Source organism: Streptomyces malaysiensis subsp. samsunensis (genome assembly GCF_024519315.1).
In the GTDB taxonomy this organism is placed as follows: Bacteria; Actinomycetota; Actinomycetes; order Streptomycetales; family Streptomycetaceae; genus Streptomyces; species Streptomyces malaysiensis.
Genome location: NZ_JANIIC010000010.1, coordinates 150,259 through 176,631, shown reverse-complemented (window position 1 = coordinate 176,631; position 26,373 = coordinate 150,259). Strand labels below are relative to the sequence as shown.

General features: G+C 70.9%; 31 protein-coding genes. 10 read left to right on the top strand and 21 right to left on the bottom strand.

Translation table 11 applies throughout. From position 1 onward, the window contains the following. Positions 1 to 36: 36 nt before the first annotated feature. From NQU54_RS11745 to NQU54_RS11735, 3 genes are all read right to left on the bottom strand, one after another. Positions 37 to 807: a hypothetical protein gene (locus NQU54_RS11745; protein ID WP_079258347.1), complete on the bottom strand. Its 771-nt coding sequence runs from the start codon at positions 805 to 807 to the stop codon at positions 37 to 39. Positions 808 to 921: 114 nt separating this feature from the next. After that, entirely contained in the window at positions 922 to 1,410 is a 489-nt protein-coding gene (locus tag NQU54_RS11740; RefSeq protein ID WP_257630994.1) for a hypothetical protein, read from the bottom strand. A gap of 19 nt (positions 1,411 to 1,429) precedes the next feature. Further along, on the bottom strand, positions 1,430 to 2,890 hold the full coding sequence (locus tag NQU54_RS11735) for an NsdA family TPR-like regulatory protein (RefSeq protein WP_257630993.1): 1,461 nt from the start codon (positions 2,888 to 2,890) through the stop codon (positions 1,430 to 1,432). 163 nt (positions 2,891 to 3,053) lie between these two features. Between NQU54_RS11735 and NQU54_RS11730 the strand changes: the two genes are divergently transcribed. Both NQU54_RS11730 and NQU54_RS11725 read left to right on the top strand, forming a co-directional pair. Next, positions 3,054 to 3,476 carry a hypothetical protein gene (locus tag NQU54_RS11730; protein ID WP_308408480.1) on the top strand — a complete coding sequence of 141 codons (423 nt, stop codon included), beginning with the start codon at positions 3,054 to 3,056 and terminating at the stop codon, positions 3,474 to 3,476. Continuing rightward, complete coding sequence (locus NQU54_RS11725; protein WP_099014382.1) at positions 3,473 to 3,712, top strand: hypothetical protein; 240 nt, start codon at positions 3,473 to 3,475, stop codon at positions 3,710 to 3,712. Before NQU54_RS11730 ends, NQU54_RS11725 begins: the two co-directional genes overlap by 4 nt. A gap of 51 nt (positions 3,713 to 3,763) precedes the next feature. Here NQU54_RS11725 and NQU54_RS11720 read toward each other — a convergent pair whose 3' ends face one another. The 4 genes from NQU54_RS11720 to NQU54_RS11705 all read right to left on the bottom strand — a co-directional run bounded on the left by NQU54_RS11720 (position 3,764) and on the right by NQU54_RS11705 (position 7,111). Continuing rightward, positions 3,764 to 4,861, bottom strand: a complete 1,098-nt coding sequence (locus NQU54_RS11720; RefSeq protein ID WP_257630992.1) for an ABC transporter ATP-binding protein — start codon at positions 4,859 to 4,861, stop codon at positions 3,764 to 3,766. Continuing rightward, positions 4,858 to 5,682, bottom strand: a complete 825-nt coding sequence (locus NQU54_RS11715) for an ABC transporter permease (protein ID WP_257631012.1) — start codon at positions 5,680 to 5,682, stop codon at positions 4,858 to 4,860. The genes NQU54_RS11720 and NQU54_RS11715 overlap by 4 nt, the downstream gene beginning before the upstream one ends. A 107-nt stretch (positions 5,683 to 5,789) precedes the next feature. Next, positions 5,790 to 6,641 carry a molybdate ABC transporter substrate-binding protein gene (gene modA, locus NQU54_RS11710; RefSeq protein WP_257630991.1) on the bottom strand — a complete coding sequence of 284 codons (852 nt, stop codon included), beginning with the start codon at positions 6,639 to 6,641 and terminating at the stop codon, positions 5,790 to 5,792. A gap of 80 nt (positions 6,642 to 6,721) precedes the next feature. Next, complete coding sequence (locus NQU54_RS11705) at positions 6,722 to 7,111, bottom strand: TOBE domain-containing protein (RefSeq protein ID WP_173963255.1); 390 nt, start codon at positions 7,109 to 7,111, stop codon at positions 6,722 to 6,724. 614 nt (positions 7,112 to 7,725) lie between these two features. Between NQU54_RS11705 and NQU54_RS11700 the strand changes: the two genes are divergently transcribed. From NQU54_RS11700 to NQU54_RS11675, 6 genes are all read left to right on the top strand, one after another. Further along, on the top strand, positions 7,726 to 9,624 hold the full coding sequence (locus tag NQU54_RS11700; protein WP_257630990.1) for a cellulose binding domain-containing protein: 1,899 nt from the start codon (positions 7,726 to 7,728) through the stop codon (positions 9,622 to 9,624). Between the two features lie 101 nt (positions 9,625 to 9,725). Beyond that, a complete protein-coding gene (locus NQU54_RS11695) occupies positions 9,726 to 10,070 on the top strand; it encodes a hypothetical protein (protein WP_069860291.1) in 345 nt (114 codons plus the stop codon). A gap of 76 nt (positions 10,071 to 10,146) precedes the next feature. Beyond that, positions 10,147 to 10,635, top strand: coding sequence for an acyl-CoA synthetase family protein (locus NQU54_RS11690; RefSeq protein WP_306278605.1), 489 nt, complete (start codon positions 10,147 to 10,149; stop codon positions 10,633 to 10,635). A 195-nt stretch (positions 10,636 to 10,830) separates the two neighbouring features. Beyond that, on the top strand, positions 10,831 to 11,307 hold the full coding sequence (locus NQU54_RS11685) for a hypothetical protein (RefSeq protein ID WP_148666277.1): 477 nt from the start codon (positions 10,831 to 10,833) through the stop codon (positions 11,305 to 11,307). Positions 11,308 to 11,394: 87 nt separating this feature from the next. Further along, positions 11,395 to 12,063 (top strand): thioredoxin-like domain-containing protein, encoded by a 669-nt coding sequence (locus NQU54_RS11680; protein WP_257630989.1) that lies wholly within the window; start codon positions 11,395 to 11,397, stop codon positions 12,061 to 12,063. Beyond that, positions 12,060 to 12,785 (top strand): DUF305 domain-containing protein, encoded by a 726-nt coding sequence (locus tag NQU54_RS11675; RefSeq protein WP_257630988.1) that lies wholly within the window; start codon positions 12,060 to 12,062, stop codon positions 12,783 to 12,785. The genes NQU54_RS11680 and NQU54_RS11675 overlap by 4 nt, the downstream gene beginning before the upstream one ends. Before the next feature lie 69 nt (positions 12,786 to 12,854). Here the strand turns inward: NQU54_RS11675 and NQU54_RS11670 are convergent, their stop codons facing one another. From NQU54_RS11670 to NQU54_RS11655, 4 genes are all read right to left on the bottom strand, one after another. Beyond that, entirely contained in the window at positions 12,855 to 13,466 is a 612-nt protein-coding gene (locus NQU54_RS11670) for a TetR-like C-terminal domain-containing protein (protein WP_257630987.1), read from the bottom strand. A gap of 352 nt (positions 13,467 to 13,818) precedes the next feature. After that, positions 13,819 to 14,205, bottom strand: a complete 387-nt coding sequence (locus NQU54_RS11665; protein ID WP_257630986.1) for a hypothetical protein — start codon at positions 14,203 to 14,205, stop codon at positions 13,819 to 13,821. Between the two features lie 42 nt (positions 14,206 to 14,247). Beyond that, complete coding sequence (locus NQU54_RS11660; protein WP_257630985.1) at positions 14,248 to 15,723, bottom strand: alpha/beta hydrolase; 1,476 nt, start codon at positions 15,721 to 15,723, stop codon at positions 14,248 to 14,250. Between the two features lie 255 nt (positions 15,724 to 15,978). After that, positions 15,979 to 16,224 (bottom strand): hypothetical protein, encoded by a 246-nt coding sequence (locus tag NQU54_RS11655; RefSeq protein WP_257630984.1) that lies wholly within the window; start codon positions 16,222 to 16,224, stop codon positions 15,979 to 15,981. A gap of 189 nt (positions 16,225 to 16,413) precedes the next feature. On the opposite strand from NQU54_RS11655, the gene NQU54_RS11650 reads away from it, so the two are divergent. Both NQU54_RS11650 and NQU54_RS11645 read left to right on the top strand, forming a co-directional pair. Further along, positions 16,414 to 17,592: a sensor histidine kinase gene (locus tag NQU54_RS11650; RefSeq protein ID WP_257630983.1), complete on the top strand. Its 1,179-nt coding sequence runs from the start codon at positions 16,414 to 16,416 to the stop codon at positions 17,590 to 17,592. Continuing rightward, positions 17,593 to 18,270, top strand: coding sequence for a response regulator transcription factor (locus tag NQU54_RS11645; protein ID WP_257630982.1), 678 nt, complete (start codon positions 17,593 to 17,595; stop codon positions 18,268 to 18,270). 66 nt (positions 18,271 to 18,336) lie between these two features. On the opposite strand, the gene NQU54_RS11640 is transcribed toward NQU54_RS11645, so the two are convergent. From NQU54_RS11640 to NQU54_RS11595, 10 genes are all read right to left on the bottom strand, one after another. Beyond that, a complete protein-coding gene (locus NQU54_RS11640; RefSeq protein WP_257631011.1) occupies positions 18,337 to 18,705 on the bottom strand; it encodes a GNAT family N-acetyltransferase in 369 nt (122 codons plus the stop codon). A gap of 98 nt (positions 18,706 to 18,803) precedes the next feature. Beyond that, complete coding sequence (locus tag NQU54_RS11635; protein WP_257630981.1) at positions 18,804 to 19,430, bottom strand: protein kinase family protein; 627 nt, start codon at positions 19,428 to 19,430, stop codon at positions 18,804 to 18,806. A gap of 71 nt (positions 19,431 to 19,501) precedes the next feature. Next, on the bottom strand, positions 19,502 to 19,717 hold the full coding sequence (locus tag NQU54_RS11630; protein ID WP_257630980.1) for a hypothetical protein: 216 nt from the start codon (positions 19,715 to 19,717) through the stop codon (positions 19,502 to 19,504). Positions 19,718 to 20,114: 397 nt separating this feature from the next. Beyond that, entirely contained in the window at positions 20,115 to 20,531 is a 417-nt protein-coding gene (locus NQU54_RS11625) for an ATP-binding protein (protein WP_257630979.1), read from the bottom strand. 104 nt (positions 20,532 to 20,635) lie between these two features. Next, on the bottom strand, positions 20,636 to 21,850 hold the full coding sequence (locus NQU54_RS11620) for a helix-turn-helix domain-containing protein (RefSeq protein ID WP_257631010.1): 1,215 nt from the start codon (positions 21,848 to 21,850) through the stop codon (positions 20,636 to 20,638). Between the two features lie 146 nt (positions 21,851 to 21,996). Then, the gene (locus NQU54_RS11615; protein ID WP_257630978.1) at positions 21,997 to 23,271 is read right to left on the bottom strand and encodes a cytochrome P450; all 1,275 of its coding nucleotides are present in this window, start codon (positions 23,269 to 23,271) and stop codon (positions 21,997 to 21,999) included. Then, a complete protein-coding gene (locus tag NQU54_RS11610; protein WP_257630977.1) occupies positions 23,268 to 23,909 on the bottom strand; it encodes a GTP-binding protein in 642 nt (213 codons plus the stop codon). Before NQU54_RS11610 ends, NQU54_RS11615 begins: the two co-directional genes overlap by 4 nt. Further along, entirely contained in the window at positions 23,890 to 24,249 is a 360-nt protein-coding gene (locus NQU54_RS11605) for a DUF742 domain-containing protein (protein WP_167502444.1), read from the bottom strand. The genes NQU54_RS11610 and NQU54_RS11605 overlap by 20 nt, the downstream gene beginning before the upstream one ends. Beyond that, the gene (locus NQU54_RS11600; RefSeq protein WP_257630976.1) at positions 24,246 to 24,674 is read right to left on the bottom strand and encodes a roadblock/LC7 domain-containing protein; all 429 of its coding nucleotides are present in this window, start codon (positions 24,672 to 24,674) and stop codon (positions 24,246 to 24,248) included. Before NQU54_RS11600 ends, NQU54_RS11605 begins: the two co-directional genes overlap by 4 nt. Before the next feature lie 14 nt (positions 24,675 to 24,688). Continuing rightward, entirely contained in the window at positions 24,689 to 26,254 is a 1,566-nt protein-coding gene (locus NQU54_RS11595; RefSeq protein WP_257630975.1) for a sensor histidine kinase, read from the bottom strand. Positions 26,255 to 26,373: the final 119 nt, after the last annotated feature.

Here is a 26,373-nt window from a genome sequence, read left to right as displayed (position 1 = left end):
TGGAGGTCGGCGCACCAAAGGCCGCAGAGCCCGGCGCTACCGAAGCCCGTGCAGCTTGGCGATCAGACGCCGCAGCAGGGCCACCCGGTCGCCGCCGCGCGGTCGGCAGTCCTCCAGGCGCCGGACGACCCCCGGCGGCACATCCTCGGCCCCAACCGCGTCCACGACCTTGTCGAGCGCGTGGATGCCCCAGTACTGACTGAACGCGAGCGGCTCCTTGACGACGGCGTCCGCGAGGGCGGCCAGCGCGTCCGCGTCCGGCACCGCGTACAGCCGCGCGTACGCCGCCAGCCGCAGACCGCCGTCCGGGGAGGTGAGCCAGCCGTCCAAGTCGGGGTCCGCGAGTCGCTGAGTGGCGCGCACCAGCCGCGCGAAGATGCCGTTCATGCGCTGCGTACGGGCGGACCCACTGCTCATGGACCCACGCACCTCAAGATACTCGGCGGCCAGCCGGCGCACGTCCCGCAGCACGGTGGCACCGTCAGCTTCCGGCCCGTCGTCGCCGCTTCCGACGAGGGCGGCGTCGGCGATGCGCTCTGCGGCCTCGATGCGCCGTTCGACCGCCTCCTTGAACTCCAGGCGGACCCCGCCCGGCAGCTCGATGCTGTTGAGCAGATCGCGCAGCCAGGGCACGACGGCCACCACCAGGAGCGCCACGGTGACGTTGTCGATCTTCAGATCCGGCGCCAGCACATGGGTGACCGCCACCGCGACGGCCACAGTGCTCACTACGGACGCGACGACGTACCGGCGCCACGCGGCCCGCCGCGCAAAGCGCTCGCCCTCCCCGGGCTCCCCCTGCCTCATGCCCCCAGCATCCCCCAACCGGGCCCGGTCCAGCGCGAATACGCACAGGTCCGGCCTCAGAAGCTCACACGTCGAGGCCCGGGTGGATGCCCAGGTGGATGCCCGGGTGGATCGTCAGGCCCGCCGGGAAACCCCGTCCGGCCAGACGACATCCACGGGCACGCCCGCCCCACGCGCCTGCTCCACCACGTCCGCCGTACCACCGCCCTTACCGGAGGGCGGCCGCCCGTCCCACACCGCCATCAACCGGTCGGCACGCTCCAGCAGCACGGCGTTCGCGGCTTCGTACGCCTGCCGGTTCGCCGTCTCATGCGGCATCACCAGCACCTCGTCCGCGGCCTCCACAAGGCGGTCGAAGGTCTCGGCGTGGTCCGGCTTGACCTTGGCCCGCCGGTAGTCCCGCGACGGAATCACCACGACCAGCCGCCCGCCGACCGCCAGGACCGCGTCGGCGAACAAGCTGTCACTGCCCTTGGCGATGCATGACACACCGACCAGACCGACGGGCTCGTAGGCGCCCAGGAGCCTGTCCAACTCCCCTCGGACCAGCGGCACCGACGCGTCGGTGAGATCCATATGCCCGGTCACAGCGATCGTCGTCATCAGGGCCATCGCCTCCTCATCAGGTGGTCAGCAGAGTACGGATACCGACACGCACTTCGGTGACGGCCCGCGGCACGCCGTCCCCCACCGTGTACGGGTACAGCTGCGCCAGCTGTGCGCGCACGCGCCCGGAGAGCAGATCGGACGCGACCTCTACAGCGCGACGAGAGTAGTCGGCGGCGCTGCCGAGGTCGCCCAGCAGGAAGGCGCACTCTGCCAGTCCGATCCAGTCCAGAGCGTGGCCACGTCCAGCCTCAGGGCCGCGCCGGTCCAGGGCAGTACGGATGTGGTCGGCGGCTTGGCCGGCGTAGCTACGCGGGTCTGAGCGGGCCATGTCCAGGAGCCTGCCGCCGGTGACCCCGGCGAGTTCGGCGTCGTCGAAGTAGCCGATCCAGTAGGGCTCGCTGTCGGGTCGTCCGGCGTCGCTGAGCGCTTCGGCAGCCTGCCCGGTCGCACGTCGGAAACCGGATGGCCGGTCCATGCACGCCAGGGCCCACGCCTCCCGTGTGTGGAGCATCGCCCGCAGCCTCGGGCCCGCTGTGCGGCGCGCTCCATCCTGGGCGAGCCGGATGAGTTCGAGGGCGTCATGCGGCTGGTCGTGGTACAGCATCTGCCTGGCCATCCCGGCCAGCACATTGGCACCGAATTCGGTGTCAGCGCCCGCGTGGGCTGCGCGGAGCGCCAGGCGGTAGTAGTCCTGGGCGCGGCGCTGCTGGCCGACGTCCCAGGCCATCGAGGCTGCGGTGCCCGCGAGTTGGGCCATGACACGGTAGAGGCGCTGTTCGATGGCTGGGGCCTGGTGCTCCTCGAGAGCGGCGGCTACCTCGGCAAGTTGCCCGGCGACGGCCTTTCTGCGGAGCCCGCCTCCGCCGGTGCGGCCCCACTTCCGGAAGGCGCGGGCGGTGGACTCCAGCTCATCCACTTCGCGTGCGCCCAGACGGCCGGGGCGGCGCGCTCGGTCATCGGTGGCGGCTGGTGTGCGCCAGCCGTCGAGAGCGTCGAGAAGTGGTGCGCCGGTGACGGCGGCGCCAGCAATGGCACGCGTCGCGGCTCGGCGGTCCATCACGAGATCGCTCCTGGTCAGATCGGCGGCCATACCAGCGGTGGCGTCGGGCCGCCACGGTACGGCGTCGGTACCTGGTTGCCGTGTGTCGGAGCCGGGCGTCCGCTGTTTGTCCAGTAGAGCGTTCCCGCTCTCCCACGGTCGGGGCGAAAGACCCACGAGGTGCCCCGGGATGCGCAGCCCGTCCGAGATCCGGCGGATGACCTCGATGGAGGTGACTCTGCTGGATCCGTTCATGATCGTGGAGACCTTGCCGGGGGTGAGTCGACAGGCCGCGGCGATCCGGTTCTGGGACAGTCCGCCCCACTTCTTGATCAGGGAGAAAGCTGCGGCGAAGTCATGCTCTTCCAAGGCTCGGCGCAGGTCATCCCGGTCAAGGACGTCTGGAGCGAGCAGTCCGGGCGTGGTGGCGTCCATGGTGCCAACTTCCGGTGGGTCGTAGGCGCAAGCAATGCTCGTACCGAGCAGAGAACGAGCGTATTACCGCTTCGGTAACACCCGCCGGTTATCCCGTGATCGATGTCACACGGCCAATCTCAACGTGTGCCCAAGAACCTTCTTCGATGACACGGGGGCGAACGTGCTGACAAATCCCCATGCCCAACCATGGGCGCCGCCGAGCGGCGCCGACGTAGAGATGGTCCTGGTCGGCCCGCACTGGGACGCCGTACGCGCCCCCGCGGGCCTCGGTGAGCGGGCCCTGGCCTTACTCGGTGGGGCGACCGGTGCCGTCATCGCCGACTACAACCTCGTGTACTGGCTCATCCGCCCTGGAAGCGCCCAGTACTGGCGCCGCGTCCGGCAGGTTCAGACGCTCGGTTCGGGCCGCGTTGAGACCTCGTACATCGGCGTTCCGCCCAGCGACCGCACCAGCGGGCCGTATCTGCATTGGCGCGTCCCGCTCGGGCCGGGGCGATACCTCACGGATGCCAACCGGCTCCGCGAGGCGCTGGTCCGGGCTGCCGTCGCCGAGCTGGGCATCGGTGCGGGGGACGGCCGGTGACCGACGGCCGTCCAGTTGCCCGGCAGTCGCTCGCGGCAGCGCGTGGCATCGAGCTGCCGGATCCGGACACGCTGACCGGGCCTCAGCTGGAGGGCTGGGACTGTGCGCTGTGCGAGCGGCGGCTGCTCGCGGATCAGTTGCTCGGGACGGTCGAGTGGACCTGTGGCAGCAGGACCCGGGAGGTTGAGCTGTGGGTGTGCCGGCCGCTCTGCGGGGACGGCTCCGATGGCGCGTAGGTGTGCCGGCCCGGCTCAGGTCCGGCCTGAGCCGGCCTGTGCCGGCCCGGCTCAGGCCGGGTACGCGTGGGTCTGGGTGGCCTTGAGGGTGGCCCAGACTTGGCGGCCCGGGTGGAGGGACAGTTCGGCCACCGCCGCCGTCGTGAGGTCGGCCAGGAGGGGGAGTTCGCCGGTGAGGTCGACGCGGATCTGGTCGCCGTGGGACTCCAGGCCAAAGACCTCCAGCCGCCACAGGTTGCGTGCGCTGGAGTCGGGCCGGTCGCGGTGGAGGGTGACCGCGGCGGGTGGGAAGGCGACGAAGACCGGGCCGGTGAGGTCCTCGGTGGTGGTGATGGCGGCGCCCCCGTCGAGCCGTACCGTGTGGCCGTCGGCGCGGCCCTGGTAGAGGTTGAGGCCGACGAGGCTGGCGATGTAGTCGGTGCGGGGGCGGCGGGAGATGTCCGCCGGAGTGCCCTCCTGGACGATACGGCCCTCCTCGACCACCACGAGCCGGTCGGCCAGCACCATCGCGTCCAGCGGGTCATGGGTGACCAGGACGGCCACCGCCTCGAAGTCGGCCAGATGGCGGCGGAGTCCGGCGCGCACGTCGAGGCGGGTGCGGGCGTCCAGCGCGGCGAGCGGCTCGTCCAGCAGGAGCAGCCGGGGCCGGGTGGCCAGGGCGCGGGCGAGGGCGACCCGCTGGGCCTGACCGCCGGACAGGGCGCGGGGTTTGGCGCCCGCGCGGTCGGTCAGGCCCATCCGCTCCAGCCACTCGGCGGCCTGGGCGCGGGCCTCCGCCTTGGGCACTCCGTGGCAGCGCGGGCCGAAGGCCACGTTGTCGAGCGCGGTGAGATGCGGGAAGAGCAGATAGTCCTGGAAGACGACGCCGACCGGGCGGTCCTCGGTCGGCACCCGCACCCGGCTCTCCGGCTCCTCCAGGGTCCGGCCGTCCAGCCGCAGCGACCCGGCGGTGAGCGGGGTGAGCCCGGCCAGGGCGCGCAGCGCGGTGGTCTTGCCCGCGCCGTTGGGCCCGAGCAGGGCGAGCACCTCACCGGGCGCGGCGGACAGCCGCAGATCGAGCCGGAAGGTGCCGCGGTCCACGAGGAGACGGGCGTCGAGGCCATCGGTGCGCAGCACGGCCTCCTCGGTGGGGGAAGTGTCCGTGGTCATGAGACGGCCATCCAGCGGTCGCGCAGTCCGGCCAGGACCGCGATGGAGACGGCGAGGAGGACGAGGCTGAGCGCGATGGCGGCGGCCGGATCGCTCTGGAGCGCGAGATAGACCGACAGCGGCATCGTCTGCGTACGGCCGGGGAAGTTGCCCGCGAAGGTGATCGTGGCGCCGAACTCGCCCAGCGCCCGCGCCCAGGCCAGCACCGCCCCGGCCGCCACGCCCGGCGCGACCATCGGCAGGGTGACGCGCCGGAAGGCGGTGAAGCGCGAGGCGCCGAGCGTGGCGGCGGCCTCCTCGTAGCGGGGATCGGCCGCCCGCAGTGTGCCCTCGACGCTGATCACGAGGAACGGCATCGCCACGAACGCCTCCGCGACCACCACCCCCGCCGTGGTGAACGGCAGGGTGACGCCGAACGCCGAGTCCAGCCAGCGGCCGACGATCCCGTTACGGCCCAGTGCGAGCAGCAGCGCCACACCGCCCACCACCGGCGGCAGCACCAGCGGCAGGGTCACCAGGGCGCGCACCAGCCGGCGGCCGGGGAAGCGGGCGCGGGCCAGCAGCCAGGCCAGTGGCACGCCCAGCACCAGCGCCACGGCGGTGGCGGCGGTCGCGGTGATCAGCGAAAGCCGCAGCGCCTGCCACACCGCGACACTGGTCAGCTGGTCGGGCAGGCTCCGCCAGGGCGCCCGGACCAGCAGCGCCAGGAGCGGGAGCACCAGGAAGACCAGGCCGACGAGGGCGGGCAGCAGCAGCGGCAGCGGGGTGCCCGTCCGGAGGCGGGGGGTGCCGAGCCACGGCCGGGTGCCGCCGCCACCCAGGACCTCTGTCGGCTCGGTCCCGGCCTTCCGCTCCGCCCCCGCCCTCGGCTGCGCCCCCGCCCTCGGCTCGGTCCCGGCCTTCCGCTCCGCCCCCGCCTTCGGCTCCGTCACGGCTTGAGGAAACCGGCCTGGCCGAGCACCTTCTGGCCCTGCGCGGACTTCACCAGGTCGATGAAGGCGGTGGCCGCCTCGGCGTTGGGGGCGTTCTTCAGCAGGGCGATCGGATAGTCGTTGATCGCCTTCTTCGACTCGGGGAACTCCACACCCGTGACCTTGCCGCCCGCCGCCTTCACATCGGTCTTGTAGACGACGGAGGCGTCCACCTCCTTCAACTGCACCTTCGTCAGGGCGCCCTTGACGTCCTGCTCGTACGAGACCGGGGTGAGCTTCAGCCCGGCCCCGTCCAGCACCTTCTGGGCCGCCGCCCCGCAGGGCACCTCCTTGGCGCACAGCGCGACCTTCAGCCCGGAGCGGGTGAGGTCCTTCAGCGTGGCGATCTTCTTCGGATTGCCGGGGAGGGTCGCGATCTCGAGCTGGTTGCGGACGAAGGTGGCCGGGGCGCCCTTGGAGTCCTTGGCGTCGGTGACGGTCTTCATGGTCTTCGGGCTGGCGGCGGCGAAGACGTCGGCGGGCGCGCCGGAGGTGATGCTGGCCGCGAGGGCGTCGCTGCCGCCGAAGTTGAAGGAGACCTTGGTGCCGGGGTGCTCCTTCTCGAAGGTCTTGCCCAGCGAGGTGAAGCTCTCCTTCAGCGAGGCCGCCGCGAACACGGTCACCGTGCCGGAGAGCTTCTTGGAGGAGGAGCCGGACGAGGACTTGGTGGAGGAGTCGTCGGCGCCGTCCGAGTCGCCGGAGGAGCAGGCGGTCAGCGCCACGGCGGCGAGCGCGAAGCCGCCCACCGCACGGAGGGTCCAACGGGCTCGGGGTCGCGATCGGGGTCCGGATACGGAACGGGTCGTCATAGGGTCTGTCTCTCCCTCTCTGCCACTGCCACTGCCGCTTCCGCGGCTTCTGCCGCCACTGCCGCCCTCGGCGCGTGTGTTCACGGGGTTTCCACGACCACGTTGGTCGACTTGATCACGGCGACGGCCGGAACTCCGGGCTCCAGCTTCAGCTCCTCCGCCGACTCCCGGCTGATCATGGACACCACGCGAAACGGCCCCGCCTGGATCTCCACCTGCGCGGACACATCGCCAAGGATCACCTCGGTGACGATGCCCGAGAAGCGATTGCGCGCCGAGGAGCCGGGGTGGTCGCGCTCCGCGCTGGTGGCGACCTCGCGGGCGAACGCGGCGAGCGCCGGGCCCGGAATGATCCGGCGCCCCTGCTCGTCCCGTTCGGCGGCCAGCCGTCCGCCGTCGACCCAGCGCCGCAAGGTGTCGACGCTGACCCCCATCAGGGCCGCGGCCTCACCGATCCGGTACGTATGCATTCGCCGATGGTAACGCCGCAGCTGCGAGGGGGTACATCGCGATCAGGTGGTATCCGTCCAACGATTCGGGCACGGAGGCTGGCATCTGCCAGCGATCACCAGAGGAGGACGAGGGCTCAGAGCCCTTCACCGCCGTCCACGTCCTCGTCCCCTTTCGCCTCACCGGGGCCGCGAACGGCCGTGACGGATCACACCGCACATCCCCCCGACATGCGGCTGACCACGGCGATCGCGCTACCGGACGCGACATCCGAGGGACCGGCAAATCACCTCGCCGTAAATCTCCGAAAACGCACAGGGGTTCACACGGCGAACGATGCGGTCTGGACCTTTTTCGGGCCCCGGTTTTGTGTCGCATGGGGCAGTGAACGTGACTACTATTCACGTCAATCCGGCCCGATCACACGGCTTGTCAGGTGGTTCATAATCCCAAACGGGGACTGGCCTTCGTCTCTTGTCAGCCTGGTCACCGGCGTGAAAGGCTCGGCGCGCCCCGTAAGGGGAATCCCCAACTCCGAGGCAGAGCTGTGCTGTTGGCTGACCACCCCGCAGCCGTTTATGAGAAGGTCGCCCCCGGCGGGGGCACCGCTGTTCGTGAGTGAGGAAATGCCTCCATGCCCGACCACTCATCTCCCGGGGAATCTCCTGGGAACGGCTCCCCGACGCGCTCCGGTCCTGCCGGGGCGCCCGCCGAGGATGTCGATGGCGCGGCTTCCGCGACGGCGCTGCTGGGCGCCTATTGGGACGCGGTCGCCGATTACGCCGAACTGTGCACCACCACGCCGGAAGACGGGATGCGGCTGGCCACCGAGGCGTTCCGGCGGGGGATCCGGGAGACCCGCAACCGCCGTACCCGGGGCTTCGGCAAGCGTCTCCCGTGGCTGCCGCTCTTTCTGACCTCCATACGGAAGACCGCCGCCGACTGGCAGGCCCACCGCCACGGCGACCGGCTCAACCCGGAGCTGCGGACCTGGCTGGCCTCCGACCGGGCCGCCCGTTTCGCCGCGCCGCCCCGCGACCAGCCGCTCGCCCTGCGCGCGCTGCGGGATCTGCCGGAGGCGGACGGGGAGCTGCTGTGGCTGGTCGAGGTGGAGGCGCGATCCACGGAAGCGGTGGCCCGGCAGCTGGGCTACGACCCGGAGTACGCCACCGAGGAGATCGCCCGGGTCCGCGCGGCCTTCCGCGAACGGTGTCAGCGCGCCCATGTGGACACCCTCACCGACGAGGAGTGCCGCAGCTACGCCAAGTTGCTGGACGCCGCCACCCGGGCGCCCGACTCCCCCTCACCCGCCGACCTGTGGCAGCACCTCGCCCGCTGCCGGTCCTGCCGGGACGCCGCCACCTGCATGTATGTGGACGGGGACGGGCTGCCCGGCGCACTGGCGGGCGGGGTCATCGGCTGGGGCGGGAACCTCTACGTCAAGCGGCGCCGCACGCTCGCCGAGCGGGCCCCGGGCACCGTGCCGAGCGCCCGTTCCGCCGCGCCCACCGCGCACGCGGTCCGCGCACCGCTGTGGGAGCGGCTGCGCGACGGGGTCCTGGACGCGATCGGGGCGCGCCGGAGCAGACGGGCCGGTGATGCGGGCAGCAGATCCGGCGCGGGTGGCGGAGTCGGTGCGGGTGGCGGAGTCGGCGCGGGTGGCGGAGCCGGCGCGGGTCGCAGAGTCGGTGCGGGTCGCAGAGTCGGTGCCGGTGGCAGAGTCGGTGCCGGTGGCGGAGCCGACGCGAGCGGTGCGGGGGGTGCGGGCGATGCGAGTGCGGGCCGCGCCGAGGGGCACCGGGTCATCCGGGGCCGCGCCGCCCGCCGCCGGTTAAGAAGAGCCCGTACGGCCGTCATCCTGGCGGTGATCGCCGTCATCGCCCTCGCCGCACTGGTCGCGTCGCTGACCAGAACCGCCGCGGACTCCGACGACCGCAGCGGCGGGTCCAGAGGTCCGGAGACGACCCCCAGCGGCCTCGTCCCGGCCACCTCATCGCCGTCGCCGTACAACCCCGGCGCCCCCGCCTCCCCGAGCCCCTCGAAGAGCGGGAGTGGGAGCGAGGAAAAGGACCCCGGCAAGGGTTCCGGCCAGGATTCCGGCAAGGGCTCGAAGAAGCCCGGCCGCTCCTCCGCCCCGACCCCCTCGCCCTCCAAGGGTGGCTCCGGCTCCGCCTCCGGCCATGGCGGAAGGCCGCCCTCCGGCCGGATGCCCGGCGGACACGCCGACTGCACGGCCCGCTTCCGGCTCGTGAACCAATGGCCCGACGGCTTCCAGGCCGCGGTCACCCTCACCTCCCGCGAACCCCTCGACGGCTGGCGGGTCACCTGGAGCTTCCGCGGCTCCCAGCGGGTGACGCAGATGTGGGACGGGGAGTTCACCCAGCGCGGTGCGAAGGTGACCGCCACCGCGGCCGACTACAACAAACGGGTCAAGGCGGGCGGCACCCTCTCCATGGGCTTCCTCGGCACCTGGAACGACGGCAGCCGGCCGCCCGGCTCCTTCACCCTGAACGGCCGCCCCTGCGCGAACTGACGACACCGCTCCACCCGGCCGACACCGATCCACCCGGCCCGAACGGCGTTCCCACCCGGATGGCGGAACAAGACCTCCGCCCGGGGGGAAACCATCTCGGAATGAGCAGTGTCCTCAGCGGCATCGTGACCCTGCCCCCCGACGCCCCTGCCGGGCGGGCGGCGCGGGTGGTGGTGGAGGTGCGCAACGTGTCCCGCTCCGATACCCCCGAGTCGATCGTGGCGGCGCAGGTCCTCACCGATGTGCCGCTGAGCCCGGGAGGCCATGTGCCGTTCAGCGTCACCGTCCCCGGTGAGCTGGTCCCGGGCGACAACTACGGGCTGCGGGTCCATGTGGACGTCAGCGGCTCCGGTGTCATGGAGAGCGGCGATCTGGTCAGCACCGAGGCCAACCCCGTACCGGCCGGATCCACCGCCGGTCTGATCGCCCCGGTCACGATCGTCTGACGGAGGGGTCCCCGGCACGAGGCCGGGCGCCGGGGACCCTCCGGGTCAATGGTCGTTCGCCGCGTCGGAGTCCGGGGTGCTGATGACCACCCCGCCGCTGCTGGAGCGGCTGGCCCGGCACGACGACCTCATCGAGCTGATCGGGGAGAAGGTCAAGGGCATCATGTGGGGCGGCGCCCATATGGACGCCGACACCCGCGATCTGCTGCGCACCGAGGTCTTCCCCGGCTGTGCGCTCTACGGCACCTACGGCGACACCATGATCCTCGGCGGTGCCACCGAGCGGCTGGGGCTCGGCCCGGACGAACCGTGTGTCTTCGATCCGCGCACACCGTTCGTCACCGTCTCGGTGGTGGACCCGGCGAGCGGGGCACCGGTGGCGTACGGGGAGCGCGGCCAGGTGGTGATGAACCACGTCAGCGAGTCCGCCCTGCTGCCGGGCAACCTCGAGCGCGATCTGGCGATCCGCGTGCCGCCGCTGGAGGGCGCGGTCGGGGACTCGGTGGCGGATGTGGGGCCGGTGGCGATGTTCGACGACGAGGTCGTGATCGAGGGCGTGTACTGACGGCGTGTCCTGACGGGCGTGCGTGCGGCGCGGGCTGGTAGCGGGGCAGCACGCCTGACGTGGGGCGTCCCTGACATCGGGCGCCGCTGACGCCCGTGCGCCCGGCGCCGCGCCACCACGCCCCCACCAGGCGTTTGCCGCGTTCCGCCATGGACCCATTCATCGCGACAGTCGCAGTGGTTACGATCTGGCCCGATGGGCAGAGGGCAGGGCGGAGGAGAGGCCCACATACGGAGGGGCCACATACGGCGGGACCCGGTGCGCGGCACCGTGCCCGCCGCCGTCTGGCGTGCCGTACTGCTGCTCGCCGCGGCGATATGGGTGGCGCCCTCGTGCATCCACCCCGCCGCCGACCACAACACCCTGTCCACGGGGTGCCCGCACCGGCTGGCGGACCGCGCGCCGGACCAGCAGCCGCCCGAGGGGCCGGTCAGCCATCCGGCTCCGGGGCACGGCCCGGCGGACGCCTCCGGCCCCGGGCCCGGAAGCGACAACTGTGTCGCGGGTCCCCGGGGAGTGGTCCAGGCCCTGGTGCCCACGCCCGTACCCCCGCCCTCCCTCGCCGAGGTTCCACCGCCCGACGGCACCCGGGGCCCGGACTCCGTCCGGGCGCCGCCCGACCACCCCGTCCGCGCCCTCGGCCTCCATCAGCTCCAAGTGCTTCGGACCTAGGCCGGCGCCGGTAACCGCGATTCACCGCTCCACCCATCCAGCGTGCGAACTGCGCGAACTGCGAGTACTGCGAGGTTGAGGACAGCCATGGGCTCCAAGGGATCGAAGACGAAGGGCACCGCGGCCGACCGCCGCGCGAAGATAGAGGAGTTGCGCCGCGCGGAGAAGGCGCGCGAGCGCCGGTACCGGATCATCACCATCACCTCCGTCACGGTGATCGTCGCCGGACTGGCCGTCGGGGGCTACTTCCTCGTCGACGCGAGCGACAAGAAGGACGAGAAGGAGGCCAAGGTCACCTCGTCGGTCGTGCGGACCGGCGAGTTCAAGGGCATGAAGACCTGGAAGAACCTGGGCCGGACCCATGTCCAGGGCACGGTCGAGTACGCGATGTCGCCGCCGGTCGGCGGAAACCACAACCAGGTCTGGCAGAACTGCAACGGCGACGTCTACACCAAGCCGCTCACGAAGGAGAACGCGGTGCACTCGCTGGAGCACGGCGCGGTGTGGGTGACGTACACCGACAAGGCGTCGAAGGAGGACGTCGAAGCCCTCACGGCGCGGGTGAAGAAGACCCCGTACTCGTTGATGAGCCCCTACCAGGAGCAGGACTCGCCGATCGTCCTCAACGCGTGGGGCAACCAGCTGGACGTCCAGAAGGCGTCCGACCCGCGGGTGGCCGACTTCTTCAAGAAGTTCGTCCAGGGCAAGCAGACCCCCGAGCCCGGCGCCTACTGCACCAACGGGAAGACTTCGTGAGCGACGGGACGACCGCCGTCGGCCGCGCGTCACGCCAGCCGCTGGTGGCGGGGATCGCCGCCGCCCTGGCCCTGCTGACGCTGGTGACGGTGGCGGTGCTGTGGCTGACCAGCGACCGCTCGGAGGGCACGACCGACACGGGTACGCCCAAGGACACCTCCGCCGAGGCCGGTTTCGCCCGCGACATGTCCGTCCACCATCAGCAGGCGGTGGAGATGTCGTTCATCGTGCGTGACCGCACCACCGACGACGAGGTGCGGCGGCTGGCGTTCGACATCGCCAGCACGCAGGCCACCCAGGCCGGGATGCTCCAGGGCTGGCTGGACATGTGGGGGCTGGACAAGACGTCCGAGGACCCGCCGATGACGTGGATGAAGAACGCGTCGTCGGACGGCATGGAGGGCATGGAGGGCATGGACCACGGCTCGATGAAGGGCATGGGCGGCGGCGCGTACAAGCCGCACGACGGCTCGCTCATGCCGGGCATGGCCACCAACACCCAGCTCGACGAGTTGCGCAAGGCCAAGGGCAAGGCGGCCGAGGTGCTCTACCTGAAGCTGATGACCGCCCATCACAAGGGCGGCGTCGACATGGCGAAGGGCGCGGTCGAGCTGGTCAAGGACTCGACCGAGAAGCATCTGGCCCAGACGATGGTCCAGGGCCAGCAGTCGGAGATCCAGCTGATGGCCGACATGCTCAAGGCACGTGGCGCGTCCGCCTGACGCGACGCCGATGGCGCCCCGGCCCGCGGGGGCTCGGGGCGCCATCACCCCCGGGCCCGCGGGGCGCCATCACCCCTTCCGCACGAACACCCCCGACCGAGCCGCCTGATACGTCGCCTCGACGGTGGTGTGCACCAGCCGCTCGTCGATGACCCCGCGCAGAATCAGCACCCGGTAGTAGAGCGGCGCCGCCAGCGAGGCGATGACCTCCCACGCGTCGGTGTCCCCGGGAATCTCCCCCCGTTCGATCGCAAGCCGCACGATCCAGGTCACCTCCTCGGTCCGCCGCATGAACGCGCTGCGGACGATCTCCTCGACCCGTGCGTCATGCGCGGCCGCCGCGAGCAGCCCCTGTATCACATTGCGGTTGCGCAGCGTGTTGTTGAAGTCCGCGATGGCCTCGGTGAGTTGCGTCAGGTCCCGCCGGAAGTCCCCGGTGTCCGGCGTGGGCAGCACCGAGCTCCGCTCGGCCAGCAGATCGACGACGACCCCCTCCACCGTGCGCCAGCGCCGCCGGATGGTCGACACATGCACCCCCGACCGCCGCGCGAGCCGGTCAAGGGTGAGCGCGGCGATCGAATCGCGGTCGAGCTCCTCGTACGCGGCCGCCAACACGGCGGCACGGGTCCGGGCCGTACGCCCCCCTGGGCGAGCCGACCCATGCGGTGGTCGCTCTGTCATGACGCGCCGACTCTACGGCCCCTCCGCCCTCGTGAGCACCAGATCTTCACGACATCAGGGCGCCATACGCCGGGTAACCCATTGCACGGCGTACACACCCCTCGCTAGTGTGACACCCGTTACTTAATGCGCGCGATAGCGCATTAAGGCAACGCGGCACGGAGTTTGCCGGACCTTCCTCACGAGGGGAAGGAAGGTCCAGCACGCCGCCTTCCTTCCCCTGGCCTTCGGCCTCCGGACGATCGTGCTCAATCCGGTCCCCGAGCCCCCGCTCGTCCTCACAGCCCATGGCCATCCCGACGGCTGGAGCGAAGAAGCGCGGTCATCCCGCCCCGCCGTCGAGCAGCAAGCTCTAGCGCAGCCGCAGTGCCCGCTCCGTGCTGGCCGCCACAGTCACCAGCCCGAGCACGATGTTGCCCCATGCCGGCATATCAATGGGCGAGGTGAAGGTCCCGACGTAATGGGAGACGCCCTCCGGCGCCCGGGTGATCTGTTCCATGAGTTGCAGGATGAGGAGAACCAGGCCGATGACGAGCACGACCAGCGAGAGGAGGCCGATACAGCGGCTCAGTGCGGGGTGCGCGCGGTCGAGGCGCGCGCGGCGCCCCTCGGCGGAGGCGGGGTCCGGGATGAGTTGGTGCTCGACCCCCTTGGTGGTGACGTAGTGGCAGCGCGGAAACGCTTCAGCGGTCGCCCGACCCCGGGCTTGACCCGCTGCACGGCCCGACGATGCCGCCACTCCTTGAACATGTCTCCGCTCCCGCTCCCGCTCCCGCTCCCGCTACTCGCTCGGCTCCGCCGCGCAGGCGAGGTTCCGCGGCGGGCGCTGTCCGGTGGTCAGGAAAGTCGTCACCGCGTCTTTGGCACACGTGTTGGGGCCGAACGGATAGACGCCGTGGCCGCCTTGGTCGGCCGTCACCAGCGTGGCCCGCTTCCCGAACGCCCGCCGCAGCTTCCGGGCGCCGGTCAGCGGCGTTCCCGGGTCGCGTTCGTTCTGCACCATGAGCACGTTCGACGGGCCCCGGTCACCGATGCGCACCGGCGGCTCGACCCGCTCGGTCGGCCAGAAGGCGCACGGTCCGATGCCGGCCGTGGACCCGCCCAGCATCGGATACTTCAGCCGGTCGACCGCGACATTGCGCTGATACTCGCGAACCGTCCCCGGCCAGCGCGTATCACCGCATACCACATAGAAACGCGCGGCCATGAGGTTCTCGAGGTTCGGCAACGGCGGAATGGACGGCACCGGCCGGTCCGTGTCGAGCGCCTGCCAGAACTCGGCCAGCTGGGGCATGAGCCCATCGGCGTAGAGACGGTCGAACGTGAACCCGCGGAACGCGTTGCCGTCGATGCCCTGGACCGGCTTCGCCTCCAACTGCTCCGCGAGTTCGAAGAACTTCGCGGTCACCTGCTCCGGTGTGGTGCCCAGCCCGTACTCCGGACGCGCGGCCGCGAACGCCGCGAAGTCCGGGAACCGGTCCTCCAGTCCACGGGCGAACAACCGCATGGCCGTGGCGTCGTAACCGCCGGGCCCCAAGTTGCTGTCGAGCACGACCCGGTCGCCGCGCTTCGGGAACATCGTCGCGTACACCGCGCCGAGGTACGTGCCGTAGGAGTGACCGAGGTACGAGAGTTTCGGCTCGCCCAGCGCCGCCCGGATCCGGTCCATGTCGCGCGCGGTGTTCGCGGTGGTGGTGTGCGGCAGCATCCACGCCGTCCGCGAGGTGGCGCACTGTTCGGCGACGGTCAGCGCGTTCCCCGCCTCCCGCGCGACATCGGCCGCGGTGTGCGCGTACGGCGCGAAGTTGCCACGGTACTGCTGCTCCTGCGTCAGATCGCAGGTCACCGGTGTGCTGTGGCCGACGCCCCGCGGGTCGAAGCCGATCACGTCGTAGGAGTCCAGCACCTTCCGCGGCAGTCCCGAGCCGGCGAGAACGGCCGGGTAGTCGAGCCCCGCGCCGCCGGGGCCGCCCGGATCGGTCAGCAGCACACCGCGGCGCTGCGACGGTTTCTCGCTCGCCAGTCGGGAGATGGCGATCTCGATCTGCCGGCCGTCCGGATGCCGGTAGTCCAGCGGGACGTCGAGCGTCGAGCACTCGAGACGGGGTGAGGCGACGTCCTCCGGGCACGGGCCCCACCGCACGGTGTCCGGCGTCGTCGCCACCGAAACCTTCGGCGTCGCCGCCACCGACACTCCCGGAATCGCGGCCGCCGCCACCACGGTGGCGGTGAGAGCGAGGGACCGGGTTCTGCGCATCTGATGTCCTCCTGAAGGGGTGCACGAGGCACACGGGGCGCCGGAACGGCGCGGGCTCAGCGGGCCCGGCGGGCTCAGCGGGCCCGGCGGGCCCGGTCGTCGGCCGCGTGCCGTGGTTGAACAGGCCACCGGCGTTCCTCCGGTGGTGCGGTAGGAGCGAGTCCGTCGTTCGGATCGCGTCGTTCCGGATCGCGCCCCGGATCGCATCGTCCCGGATCGCGTCAGGCCGTTTCCCGGCCGCGGATTCCCCCGGAATCACCGGCCCGGTCGGTGTCCGGTCGGTCCCCGGCGGGTGTGTGCCCAGCCACCGGACACCATGGCGACGAGCCCGATGAATCCGAGGAGGACCAGCTGGCCGGCAAGGCCGCCCGGAACCCCGTTGAAGATGCCCCAAAGCGGCTCGGAGTCCCGGTCGAGCAGACCGTGGATCACCGCTTGGCCGGCCAGGGCCGTGATCACCATCCCGACCGCCTCGAGCGCCGCTAAGCCACCCTCGCGCATCGCGCTTCTCCGTCTCGTATCCGGTTGTCTCAGCACATGACCGAGCCTGTCCCGACGGCGCGGCCGGCACATCGGCCCGGCGGCCAGAACCGACCTCGACCGCGGGCGAGGCGGTGCTTCGACTCTGGTCTAGGGCGCATCAGCCCTCGGTCCGACTCGCCGGCCGCACGGTGTCGCGATAATGACCAGGTGAACACTGACGTCGCGCCACGGCTCGGGTGGTGGCAGCAGACCTGGCGGCTGACGGCGGCCGCGGCGGTGGGCATCCCGATCTGGCTCTCCACCGGTGTGCTGCTACGGGGGCAGTCGGCCGAAACCGGCTCGTGGTTCCTCATCGGTGATCCGCTGGTCGCTCTCGGCTGCCTGGTGGTGCTTCTGTGGCGGCGGCGGTTCCCGCTCACTGTCGCCATGACGGTCGCGATCGCCTCGACCGCGTCGGCACTCGCCACCGGCGCCGCGCTTCTGGCGCTGGGCTCGATCTCCACTCGTCGCCGTCCGGTAGAGATCGGGGCCGTCGGGCTGGCCTTCGTGACCGCGTCACAGTTCTCCGCGTTCTACTCGATCCAGAGCCCGCCCAGCTCGTTGTGGCTCCAGCTCTCTTTCTCGGTGCTGATCGCGGGCATCGCGGTGGCCGCGGGCATGGCCATCGGCGCGCGACGGGTCGAAGTGCGGTCCTTGCGAGAGCGGGCGGAGAGCGCGGAACGGGAACAGACCGCACGAGCGGCGCAGGCACGGGCCCTGGAACGCAACCGGATCGCCCGCGAGATGCACGACGTACTCGCGCACCGGATCTCCCTGGTCGCCATGCAGGCCGGAGTGCTGGACCACCGCGGCAACCTCACCGCCGAGGAGACCCGCGTGCTGATCCGCGGCATCGCCGACGGCTCCCACCAAGCCCTGGAAGAACTACGGGATGTCCTCGGGGTACTCCGAGCCGACCCGGGCCGCCCGGAACCACCACAACCCTCCCTCGACCGCATCCCCGGACTGGTCGACGACGCCCGCGCCTCCGGACTGGACGTCACGCTCACCACCACCGTGACGGGAACACCATCCGATGTCGTGGGACGAACCTGCTACCGGATCGTCCAGGAAGGACTGACCAACGCCGTCAAACACGCCCCGGGCGCACACGTACACATCACCCTCGAAGGCACGGCGGGCGACACACTCGGTGTCAGCGTCCGCAACTCCGCGGCCACCACACCAACCGCACAGCCACCGGCCTCGGGATTCGGTCTGCTCGGCCTCACCGAACGAATCAACCTCGCCGGCGGAGAACTCGACCACCACCCCACACCCGACGGCGGATACCTCCTCACCGCACGACTACCCTGGCCGAACCCCACGCACGAAAAGAGAACATGAGTGGACAGCCGTCGGGACCCGGTACGTATCGTCATCGTCGACGACGAACAGCTGGTGCGCATGGCGCTGCGGCTCGTCATCGACGGCGAGCCGGACCTGAGCGTCGTCGCGGAGGCGGCCGACGGGGACGCCGCGATCACCGTGGTGAACGAGCACCGGCCGGACGTCGTGCTGATGGACGTACGGATGCCCGGCCGCGACGGTCTCAGCACGACCCGGGAACTCCTCGCCCGACCGGCGCCGCCGCGGGTGCTCATGCTGACCACATTCGACTCCGACGATCTGGTGCTCGGCGCACTGCACGCCGGAGCACTCGGGTTCGTCCTCAAGGACACCCCACCGCCGCACATCCTCGACGCGGTACGGACCGTCGCGGACGGCAACCCCGTGCTGTCACCAGCGGCCACGGCACGAGTGATCGCCGCAGCCACCAGCCCGCGGTCCTCCCACGCCCGCGACTCATCCCGCGAAGCCGCCCGGCAGCAGCTGTCCGCACTGACCGAACGAGAACTCCAAACCGCCCGCGCCATCGCGGACGGACTGGGCAACCCGGAGATCGCCCAGCGGCTGCACATCAGCATCGCGACCGTCAAGGCACACACCGGCAACCTGTTCGCCAAGCTGGCCGTCGAAAACCGGGTACAGATCGCACTCCTGGTCCGCGACGCGGAGGAATGACCGGTCGTTCGAGGGGGCAGGGGGGCCGAGCTCCACTCGATGACCGCCCTCTGCCCCCGCCCAATCTCACACTGTCGGCGGCATCCACACCATGTGGGCGTCGTCCACGGTGTTGAAGCCGAGCTGTTCGTACAGCGCGTGCCCTTCGGCCGAGGCACGGAGCTGTACGTGTGAGCAGTCGTGTTCGGCGAGCCACTGCAAGAGGGCGATCAGGCAGGCCCGCCCGTGGCCGTTGCGCCGGTGCGCGGGGTTGGTGATCACGGAGTGCACGTGTCCTACGTTGGCGGCGGTGGATCGAGGGCTGGGGGGTCGTCTTGTGTATTCGCCAACGGCACAGGACAGCAGTGGGCCAGAGCCGGGGACACCGATCACGAACGCCGCGAACGACGGATCATGCGCCAGCCGCTCAGCGAAGGCACCCAGGCACCTTCGCATCCACCTGTCGTCCGAGGGCGTCGGCCCCAGGCTGGTGAACATGACATGGCGCAGCCGTACGAGCTCTCGTGCGTCGGCCCTCGTGGCACGCCGCGCCTTCACGGGGCCATTCCGGCGAGGAGGGCTGTCAGTTCGCCGGATGTGGGACGCTTATCCGGATCCGGATGCAGACAGGCCATCAGGGCCTCTTCGAATGCCGGGAAAGGCCACGGTCGCGCCAAGGCGAGATCACGTGTAAGTCCCTCGGCGATATCCCGCAGCTTTCCCTCTCTCGAACCGTTCGGCTCGTGATAGGGCACGGGCCGCTGCCCGGTCCAGCACCAGAACAGCGACGCGCCCAGTGCCCATACATCGGATGCCGCCACGACGGGGATGTGCTCGGACTCGGAGGTGTCCAGCACGGCTTGGGCGATTTCCGGAGCCGTGGTGTGGGTGAGAGCCCCACGGTACGGCACGCGGTCGGTCTCCAGATCGGGCCGACCGGCAGTCACAGGACCGCACGCCAGCGCATAGTCGATCAGCATTGCCGTTCCGTCCTCGGTGACCAGCGTGTTGGTGGGCTGGACTTTGGAGGCAATGGTCTCCAAATCGCTGCCCGGAGCCGGCTGGTAGCGCATCCACCGGGTCTGCCCGGTCCGCGTCGCCGGAGTCAGATACGGGCAGTTCCCGGCTACGGCATTCATGTACGGCCCGAGGCCCACCGCCGCGGCGTCGCCGACGCTCACCTGGCTCAGTAGCCGAGGTGCGGGCAGGGCCCTGGCGGATTGGGTCCGCCGAGGCCCTGTTGCCGACGTGGTCATGACCGTCGCGCGGTCGCGGTCCGCGTCGGTGTCGCAACCTCGTCGTCGCCATCGCCACCGCTCGGCACCGGCGAACAGTCCCAATTGGCGACCACGGTCCCGGTGCGTTCGTACCCGCTGAGGATCTCCGTGTCGATCTTGCCGGAAGCGTCGGCGAACCACACAGCGGGCAGGGCGCCAAAACGGTCGGTGTACTCGTCGATCCAGTCCACGCGCCCCGCCCCCTTGACCGGCGCGTGGCCGATGGGAGTGCCCGCGAACGACGGCTGGGCCGGGCCTCAGTACCGCTGTCGGCCTCCGGGGTAGCGGACCGGTTCACGGCACTCTGGTGCGTCCGTAGGAGGGGCCCAAGCACCCAGCGCGTAACACAGAGCCGCGTGCAGTTGCTCCGCCTCGGCGACCGTCAACACCAGCGAGGCAAGGGCGACGTGCTGCCCGGAGCGGACGGCCTGAAGCGGCAGTTCCAGGTGGCCATCCCGCGCGTGGCGCAGACCACGGCCCGGGACAGGCCCGACCTGCCACGTCTCTGCCCCAACGGATCGGGATCGGTTCATTCACACGCTCCCCTCGGTGTCATTGGCGGCCTACCCGGCCCCGGTCCCATGGGCCTCACCCGTCGATCCCACATCGCAACTCGCCCCACACCCGCTTCCCCCAGGGCAGCCGATCGATCCCCCATCGCCAGGCGCACTCCTCCACCACGGCCAGGCCCCGACCGCGCTCGTCGTCGGCTCCGGCGGTGCGCGGCACCGGCAGTGTGCGGCACTTGTCCACCACGGCGACGCGGACCAAGCCAGGCGCGGGACGGGTGACGGTAACGCGGATGACGCGGGTGTCGGTGTGGTCCACCGCGTTGGCCACCAGCTCCGAGACGATGAGGGTGGCGGCGTCGACGCAGTGCTCTATGCCCCAGACCGCCAGCGCAGTACGGACGAGACGACGAGCCGTGGCGGCGCTCTGGGCCGTGCACGGCAGGGTCTCGGTGTAGCCGGGGTGCCCGGAGGAGCGGGTGGTGGTCACAATCATGGCGGACCTCGCGGTTCGTGAACGTGAGCGCACGCTATGACCGCTGAGAGCGACCGGACAGTTACCGTACGTACTACATTGACGCGGGGGTGGGACGCCGTGTCCTACCCGTCCAGGTTGAGCCGGTCGGCCAATTCGGTCACGGGGGAGGTGCGGCGGCGCTCACGACCCCGCAGTTCCGCAACCACCCGCCGGGCCGTTCCGTGGTAGCGCATCCACTCCGGTGCGTCGCCCTCCGCGACCAGGAGAGCGCGAATGGCGCTGTCGTCCTTGCCGAGGTCCACACAGGCCAGGGCGCGATCGACATGGAACCGGGCGCGCCAAGTCGGCGGAAGCCGGTGGAGTTCGGGGACGGTCCGGGCCGCGGTCAGCGCCTTTGCGCCGCGCTCCATCTCCACCAGGAAATTGACCTTGGCGACACCGACGTTGGTCGGGCCGAACGGTGTGGCGTAGTCGAGACGGTCCTCCCCGATGCGGGAGGCGGCGGCCGTCGCCATGTTGAGCAGTTCGTCCACGGTGTCGTGCTTGCCGCGTCGCACGGCCGCGGTCGCCGCACGCAGCAGCAGGATTCCCCACAGGGACAGATCGATGGGCCGGGACCGGAATCCTGGCTCGGTCCGCTCGGCGGCGGTCAGGGCGACGCGCTCGGCGTCCTCCAGCCGGCCCTGCTTGGTGAGGATCCACGACAACGTGGAGACGCCCATGGTCTCGAGGTGCGGATCGTCCGACCGCCTGGCGGCCTCCATGGAGCGCTCCAGCGCCGTGAAACCGGCATCCTCCTTGCCCAGTGCGGCCAGCGTGGTGGCCGCCACCTGATACGCCTCGGCCAGCACCGCATGAGCCGCGGCGGAATCGGCGCCGCCGTGGGCACGGGCCGCCGTCCTGGCGTCCCGGATGAGTTGAGGCAGCAGGACGCCGATTTCGGCCATCCGGCCCTCGCGGCGGATGCGTTCGGTGGAACGTAACGCGGCGCGCAGCGCGCCGACGGTGGGCGGAGCCTCGGGGTCGGCGTCCTCTCCGAGGAGTTCGGTCAGTGGGGAGATGGCCTGCCGCAGCGCGAGCACGGACGGCGAGTCGCCCTCCTGGCGGGCCTCGAAAGTGGTCGGCTGACCGATCAGTACGGACGGTTCCACATCGAGTGCGCGGGCGAGGGCGTTGATCGTCGAGAGCCGCGCCGTCTGCCGCTGCCCCTGTTCCAGTTTGCGCACCACGTCCACGGACAGCTCCGCCCGTTCGGCGAGCCGCTCCTGGGTGAGCTTGCGCCGGACCCGGAACCGAGCGATCCGGTCCCCGAGCCCCCGCTCGTCCTCACAGCCCATGGTCCCGGCCCCCAACTCACCATCAGATATCGGGCGAATGTGGCTTCCACGCTACGCCCTCGCCCGCGCCATATGGGAAATCCGGTGCCCTTTTCGTCTCCCAGCGGTGGCAACGCACCGCCGGGGGACAAGGCCGGGACGAAGGGTCAGTGCAGATGGGCCGGGGTGAATTGGACCGGGAGGGCGGCCACCCCGCGCATCACCAGGGTGACTCGCCAGTCGAGGTCGGCCGGGGGGACGGAGAGGGTGACGTCCGGGAGGCGGTCGAGGAGGACCTCGATGGCGGCGGTGGCGATGACCTCGGCGATTTCGCGGGCGGCCGGGGGGCAGCCGTGTTTGCCGTGGCTGAAGGCCATATGGGCCTGGTTGCCGCCGGCGCCGGAGTGGAAGTCCGGGCGGACGTCGGGGTCGGCGTTGGCCGCGGCGAGGCCCAGCATCAGGCAGTCCCCCTTTCTGATGCGCTGTCCGCCGAGCATGGTGTCCTCGGCGGCCCAGCGGCCGATCCAGAACGGGACCGGGGTGTCCTCCCACAGCACCTCGTTGAGCGCCTGGCCGACGCTGCGGCGGCCGCCGGAGAGGGTGATGGCGAACCGTTCGTCCGTCAGCATGAGCCGGAGGGCGTTGCCGATCAGGTCGCTGGTGGGCTGCTGGACGGCGTAGATGGAGCCGAGCAGATCGTTGATGATCTCGTCGTCGGTGAGCCCGGCCGGATGGGACACCAGATGGGCGGCGACGCTGACCTGGTCGGGGTTCTCCCGGACGCGCTCGATCAGCGCCTCCATGCGGGTCTGCATCCTCTGGAGGGCGACGGGGGCCTCGGACCCGGTGAGGTGGAGCGAATCGTCCTGGAGGGCGGCGGATTCGGCGTCGTCCAGGCCGTACAGCCGGGTCACCACCCGCAGCGGGATCTGGCCGGCGTACTCGGCCACCAGATCGGCGCGGCCGCTGCCCGCGAAGGTGTCGATCAGCTGGTCGGCGACGCGCTCGCACTGGGCGCGCAGCTCGAACTGGTCCACCGAGGCCAGACCGTCGCAGATGGCCTCGGACCGCCGCTGGTGGTCGGCGCCCTCGCTGAAGAGCCCGGTCGGGCGGTAGCCGACGAAGGTCGTCAACTCCCAGTCGGGCGGCACCAGATGCCAGGAGTGCCAGCGGCGGGAGTCGCGGGCGAAGCGGTTGGGGTCGGTGGTCACCCGGACCACCTCGCGATAGCCGAGCACCATCCAGACCGGGATCTTCCCGTCCAGCAGGATGGGCACCACCGGGCCGTGCTCCCGGCGCAGCTCCCGGTAGAACTCCAGCGGTTCGTCCCGGAACCGCTGGTAGTCCAGTGGCACCGACCCGGCGGGCACCACCCCGTCGGGCGGCGCCGGGGCCGACGGAAAGACGGGCCCGGACGGGGAGGTGAGGTCAGGGGTGGTCACGCGGTGCTCTCCCCGGCGGCGCCGTTGGTGGACAGGGAGTAGAGGTAGCGGGCGAGCGCGACCAGTACGGCCTTGCTGGAGTCGCGCTTGCGGGCGTCGCAGTCGATCATCGGCACATCGGGCGGGAGGTCGAGCGATTCCCGCACCTCCTCCAGCGTGTGCCGCGGCTCGGTGAAGTTGTTGCGGGCCACGATGAACGGTGTGCCGTGGTGCTCCAGCCGGTCCAGCGCGTACCAGGAGTCGGACAGCCGGTTGGTGTCCACCAGGACCACCGCGCCCAGGGTGCCGGAGAAGAGCCGGTCCCACAGGAACCAGAACCGCTCCTGGCCCGGGGCGCCGAACAGATAGAGCACCATCTGCTCGTCCAGGCTGATCCGCCCGAAGTCGAAGGCCACCGTGGTGGTGGTCTTGTTGCGGACGAACGAGGAGTCGTCGATGCCGACGCCCGCCTGCGTCATCGTCTCCTCGGTGCTGAGCGGGCGGATCTCGCTGACGGACTTCACCATCGTCGTCTTGCCGACGCCGAACCCGCCGACGATCGCGATCTTGAGACCGTTGCTCGCGCTCTCCCGCAGCGGGGACTGTTCGGTGCCGTGGAGAACCGTGCTGACGGTGCGTTCAGAGATTCTGGAGTGCAACGAGCACCTTCTTCAGGGTTTCGGGCCCGGGCAGCCGACCGCCGAGGCGGGCCACCTGCGGATGGCGCGCGGTGATCCGGCCGGTGTCCAGCAGATCGCACAGCAGGATCTTGACCACGCTGACGGGCAGTTCCAGATACGAGGAGATCTCCACGACCGACAGGGGGCGGCGGCACATCCGCAGGATCTTGACGTGCTCGGACTGCATCCCGGGGGTGGGGTCGCTTTCGCTCACGATCAGCGTGACCATGTCGAACCGGCTCTCATCGGCCCGGCTGCGGCCGCCGGTGACGGTGTACAGCCGGTCCGGCCCCTCCTTGTCCAGCGGGCCTCGGATCATGCTTTCGTCCCGCCGCCGCTGCCGCCCGCGGCCACCCGCGGAGCGGCGCGCAGATGGTCCCCGATCTGCTCGACCAGTTCGTTCATGTTGTGGCCGATGACGCCGACATCGGCATCGTCATGGGCCACCACGGCGAGGTGGGCGCCTTCGCCGGCCTCGACGATGAACAGAATTCCCCCGTGGAACTCCGTCATCGACTGCCGTACGCCGCCGCTGCCGTCGCCGAACTCGATGGACGCGCCATGGGCGAGGCTCTGGATGCCCGACGCGATGGCCGCCAGCTGATCGGCCTGGTCCACGGACAACCCGGAGGAGAGGCACAGCTTGAGCCCGTCCCGTGAGAGCACCAGGGCGTGGCGCGAGCCCGGGGTCTTCTCCAGCAGGTTCTCCAACAACCAGTCCAAGCTGCGGTCAGTGGTGTTCATCGGCGTTCCTTCTGTCACGGCTTGTCGTTCTCGGCAGGCTCGGCGGACTCGGCGGACTCGGCGGACTCGGTGTGCTCCGCGGATACCGAAGGCTCGGTGTCACACGGGGCACCGGCGGCGGAACCACCCCGGGCCGCCTGGCGGAAGGCGCCGAAGCGGGCTCCGGCTTCCTCGGGTCGTGGACGGCTCGTCCTGGCCTTGGGTTCCTCCTCGGCCGCCTGAGCGGCCGCCCGGGTGGCGGCGGCGAGCGTCTCGCCACGGCGCCGCTTGGGCAGTCCGTTGACCCGCGAGGGCTGCTCGGCGGGGTCCGGCGCGGACGAAGGCGAGGTGGACGGCGGCGTGGACGGCGAGGTGGCGGGGGCCAGGGTGGCGGTGGCGGTGGACGCGGCAGACCCGGTGGACCCTGCGGACGCCTGCCGGGGAAACCCGGAGCGGACCGAGCCCGGCGTGTCGAGGACCACGGCGTCCTGGTTGAGGTGCGTGATCAGCTGCTGCGGGATCAGGACGACCACGCCGGTGCCGCCCCGCGCGGACGGCCGGAAGGAGACGGTGAGCCCGTGCTTACGGGCCAGACAGCCGACGACCGCGAGGCCCAGCCGGGTGCCGGACAGGCTCATCAGGTCCAGGCTCTCGGAGGAGACGGCCTTCTGGGCGCGGTCCAGGGCGGCCGGGCCCATCACCAGTCCGCCGTCCTCGATGGTGACCACGACGCCCGCGTGCGTCTCCTCGACGTACACATGCACCTCCTCGGTGGGAGGCGAGAAGCTGGCGGCGTTGTCCATCAGTTCGGCGAGGGCGTGCATGACGCCCTCGGCCGCGTAACCGGCCACCGCGGCGTTGCTCGCCGAGTGGACCCGTACCCGCTGGAAGGCGCTGATCCGGCCGATCGCGCCGCGCAGCACGGACTCCATGACGATCGGCTTGGTCCAGCGGCGCCCGGAGCGCGCACCGGTCAGCACCGCGATGCTGTCCGCGATCCGGCCCGCCTGGGCGGTGGTGTGGTCCAGCTTCAGCAGATCACCGAGGACGGTTTCGTCGTGGCGGTTCTCCATCTCCCGCAGATCGGCCAGCATGCTGGTGGCCAGCGCCTGGACGCGGCCCGCGGCGTTGGCGCACGCGGCCATCGCGGAGGCGCGCATCCGCTCACCGTCGCCGATCTCGCGCAGCAGCGTCCGCAGCAGCTGCTGATGGGCCCTGCTGGTGGGGCGCTCCATGCGGGTGACCACGGTCTCCACCGAGCCGCCCGCGCGCAGTTGCCGCACCGCGGACGGAATCGTTTCCTCGGCGAGCCGGGTGGCCTCGATCTCCCGCGCGGCGGACGCGTTCTCCAGCGCCGTGACCCGCTCCCGGAGCCGGCCGATGGTCAGCGAACGCTGGGTGGCGACCGCGAGCGCCACGCCCAGCAGCACGGCGGCGGCTCCGCAGAAGACGGCGACGAGGGCGCGCTGGTCGGATGGGACCGCGGTGGTCACCCACAGTCCCGCCGCACCGGCGACGACGGCTGCCAGCAGCGGGACGGCCAGGGCCGACCGCGTCACCGAGGGCCCTTTGTACGGATGGCTGGATATGTGTGCTGACATCTATCAGGTCCTCATGGGCGCGTTGAGGGTTTCCGGCTGGACCACGCGGACATCAAGCCGTGGGCGCCACATGTTAGTGGAGTCACGCCACTTTGACCGGTCCCTCCCAGCACATGGAT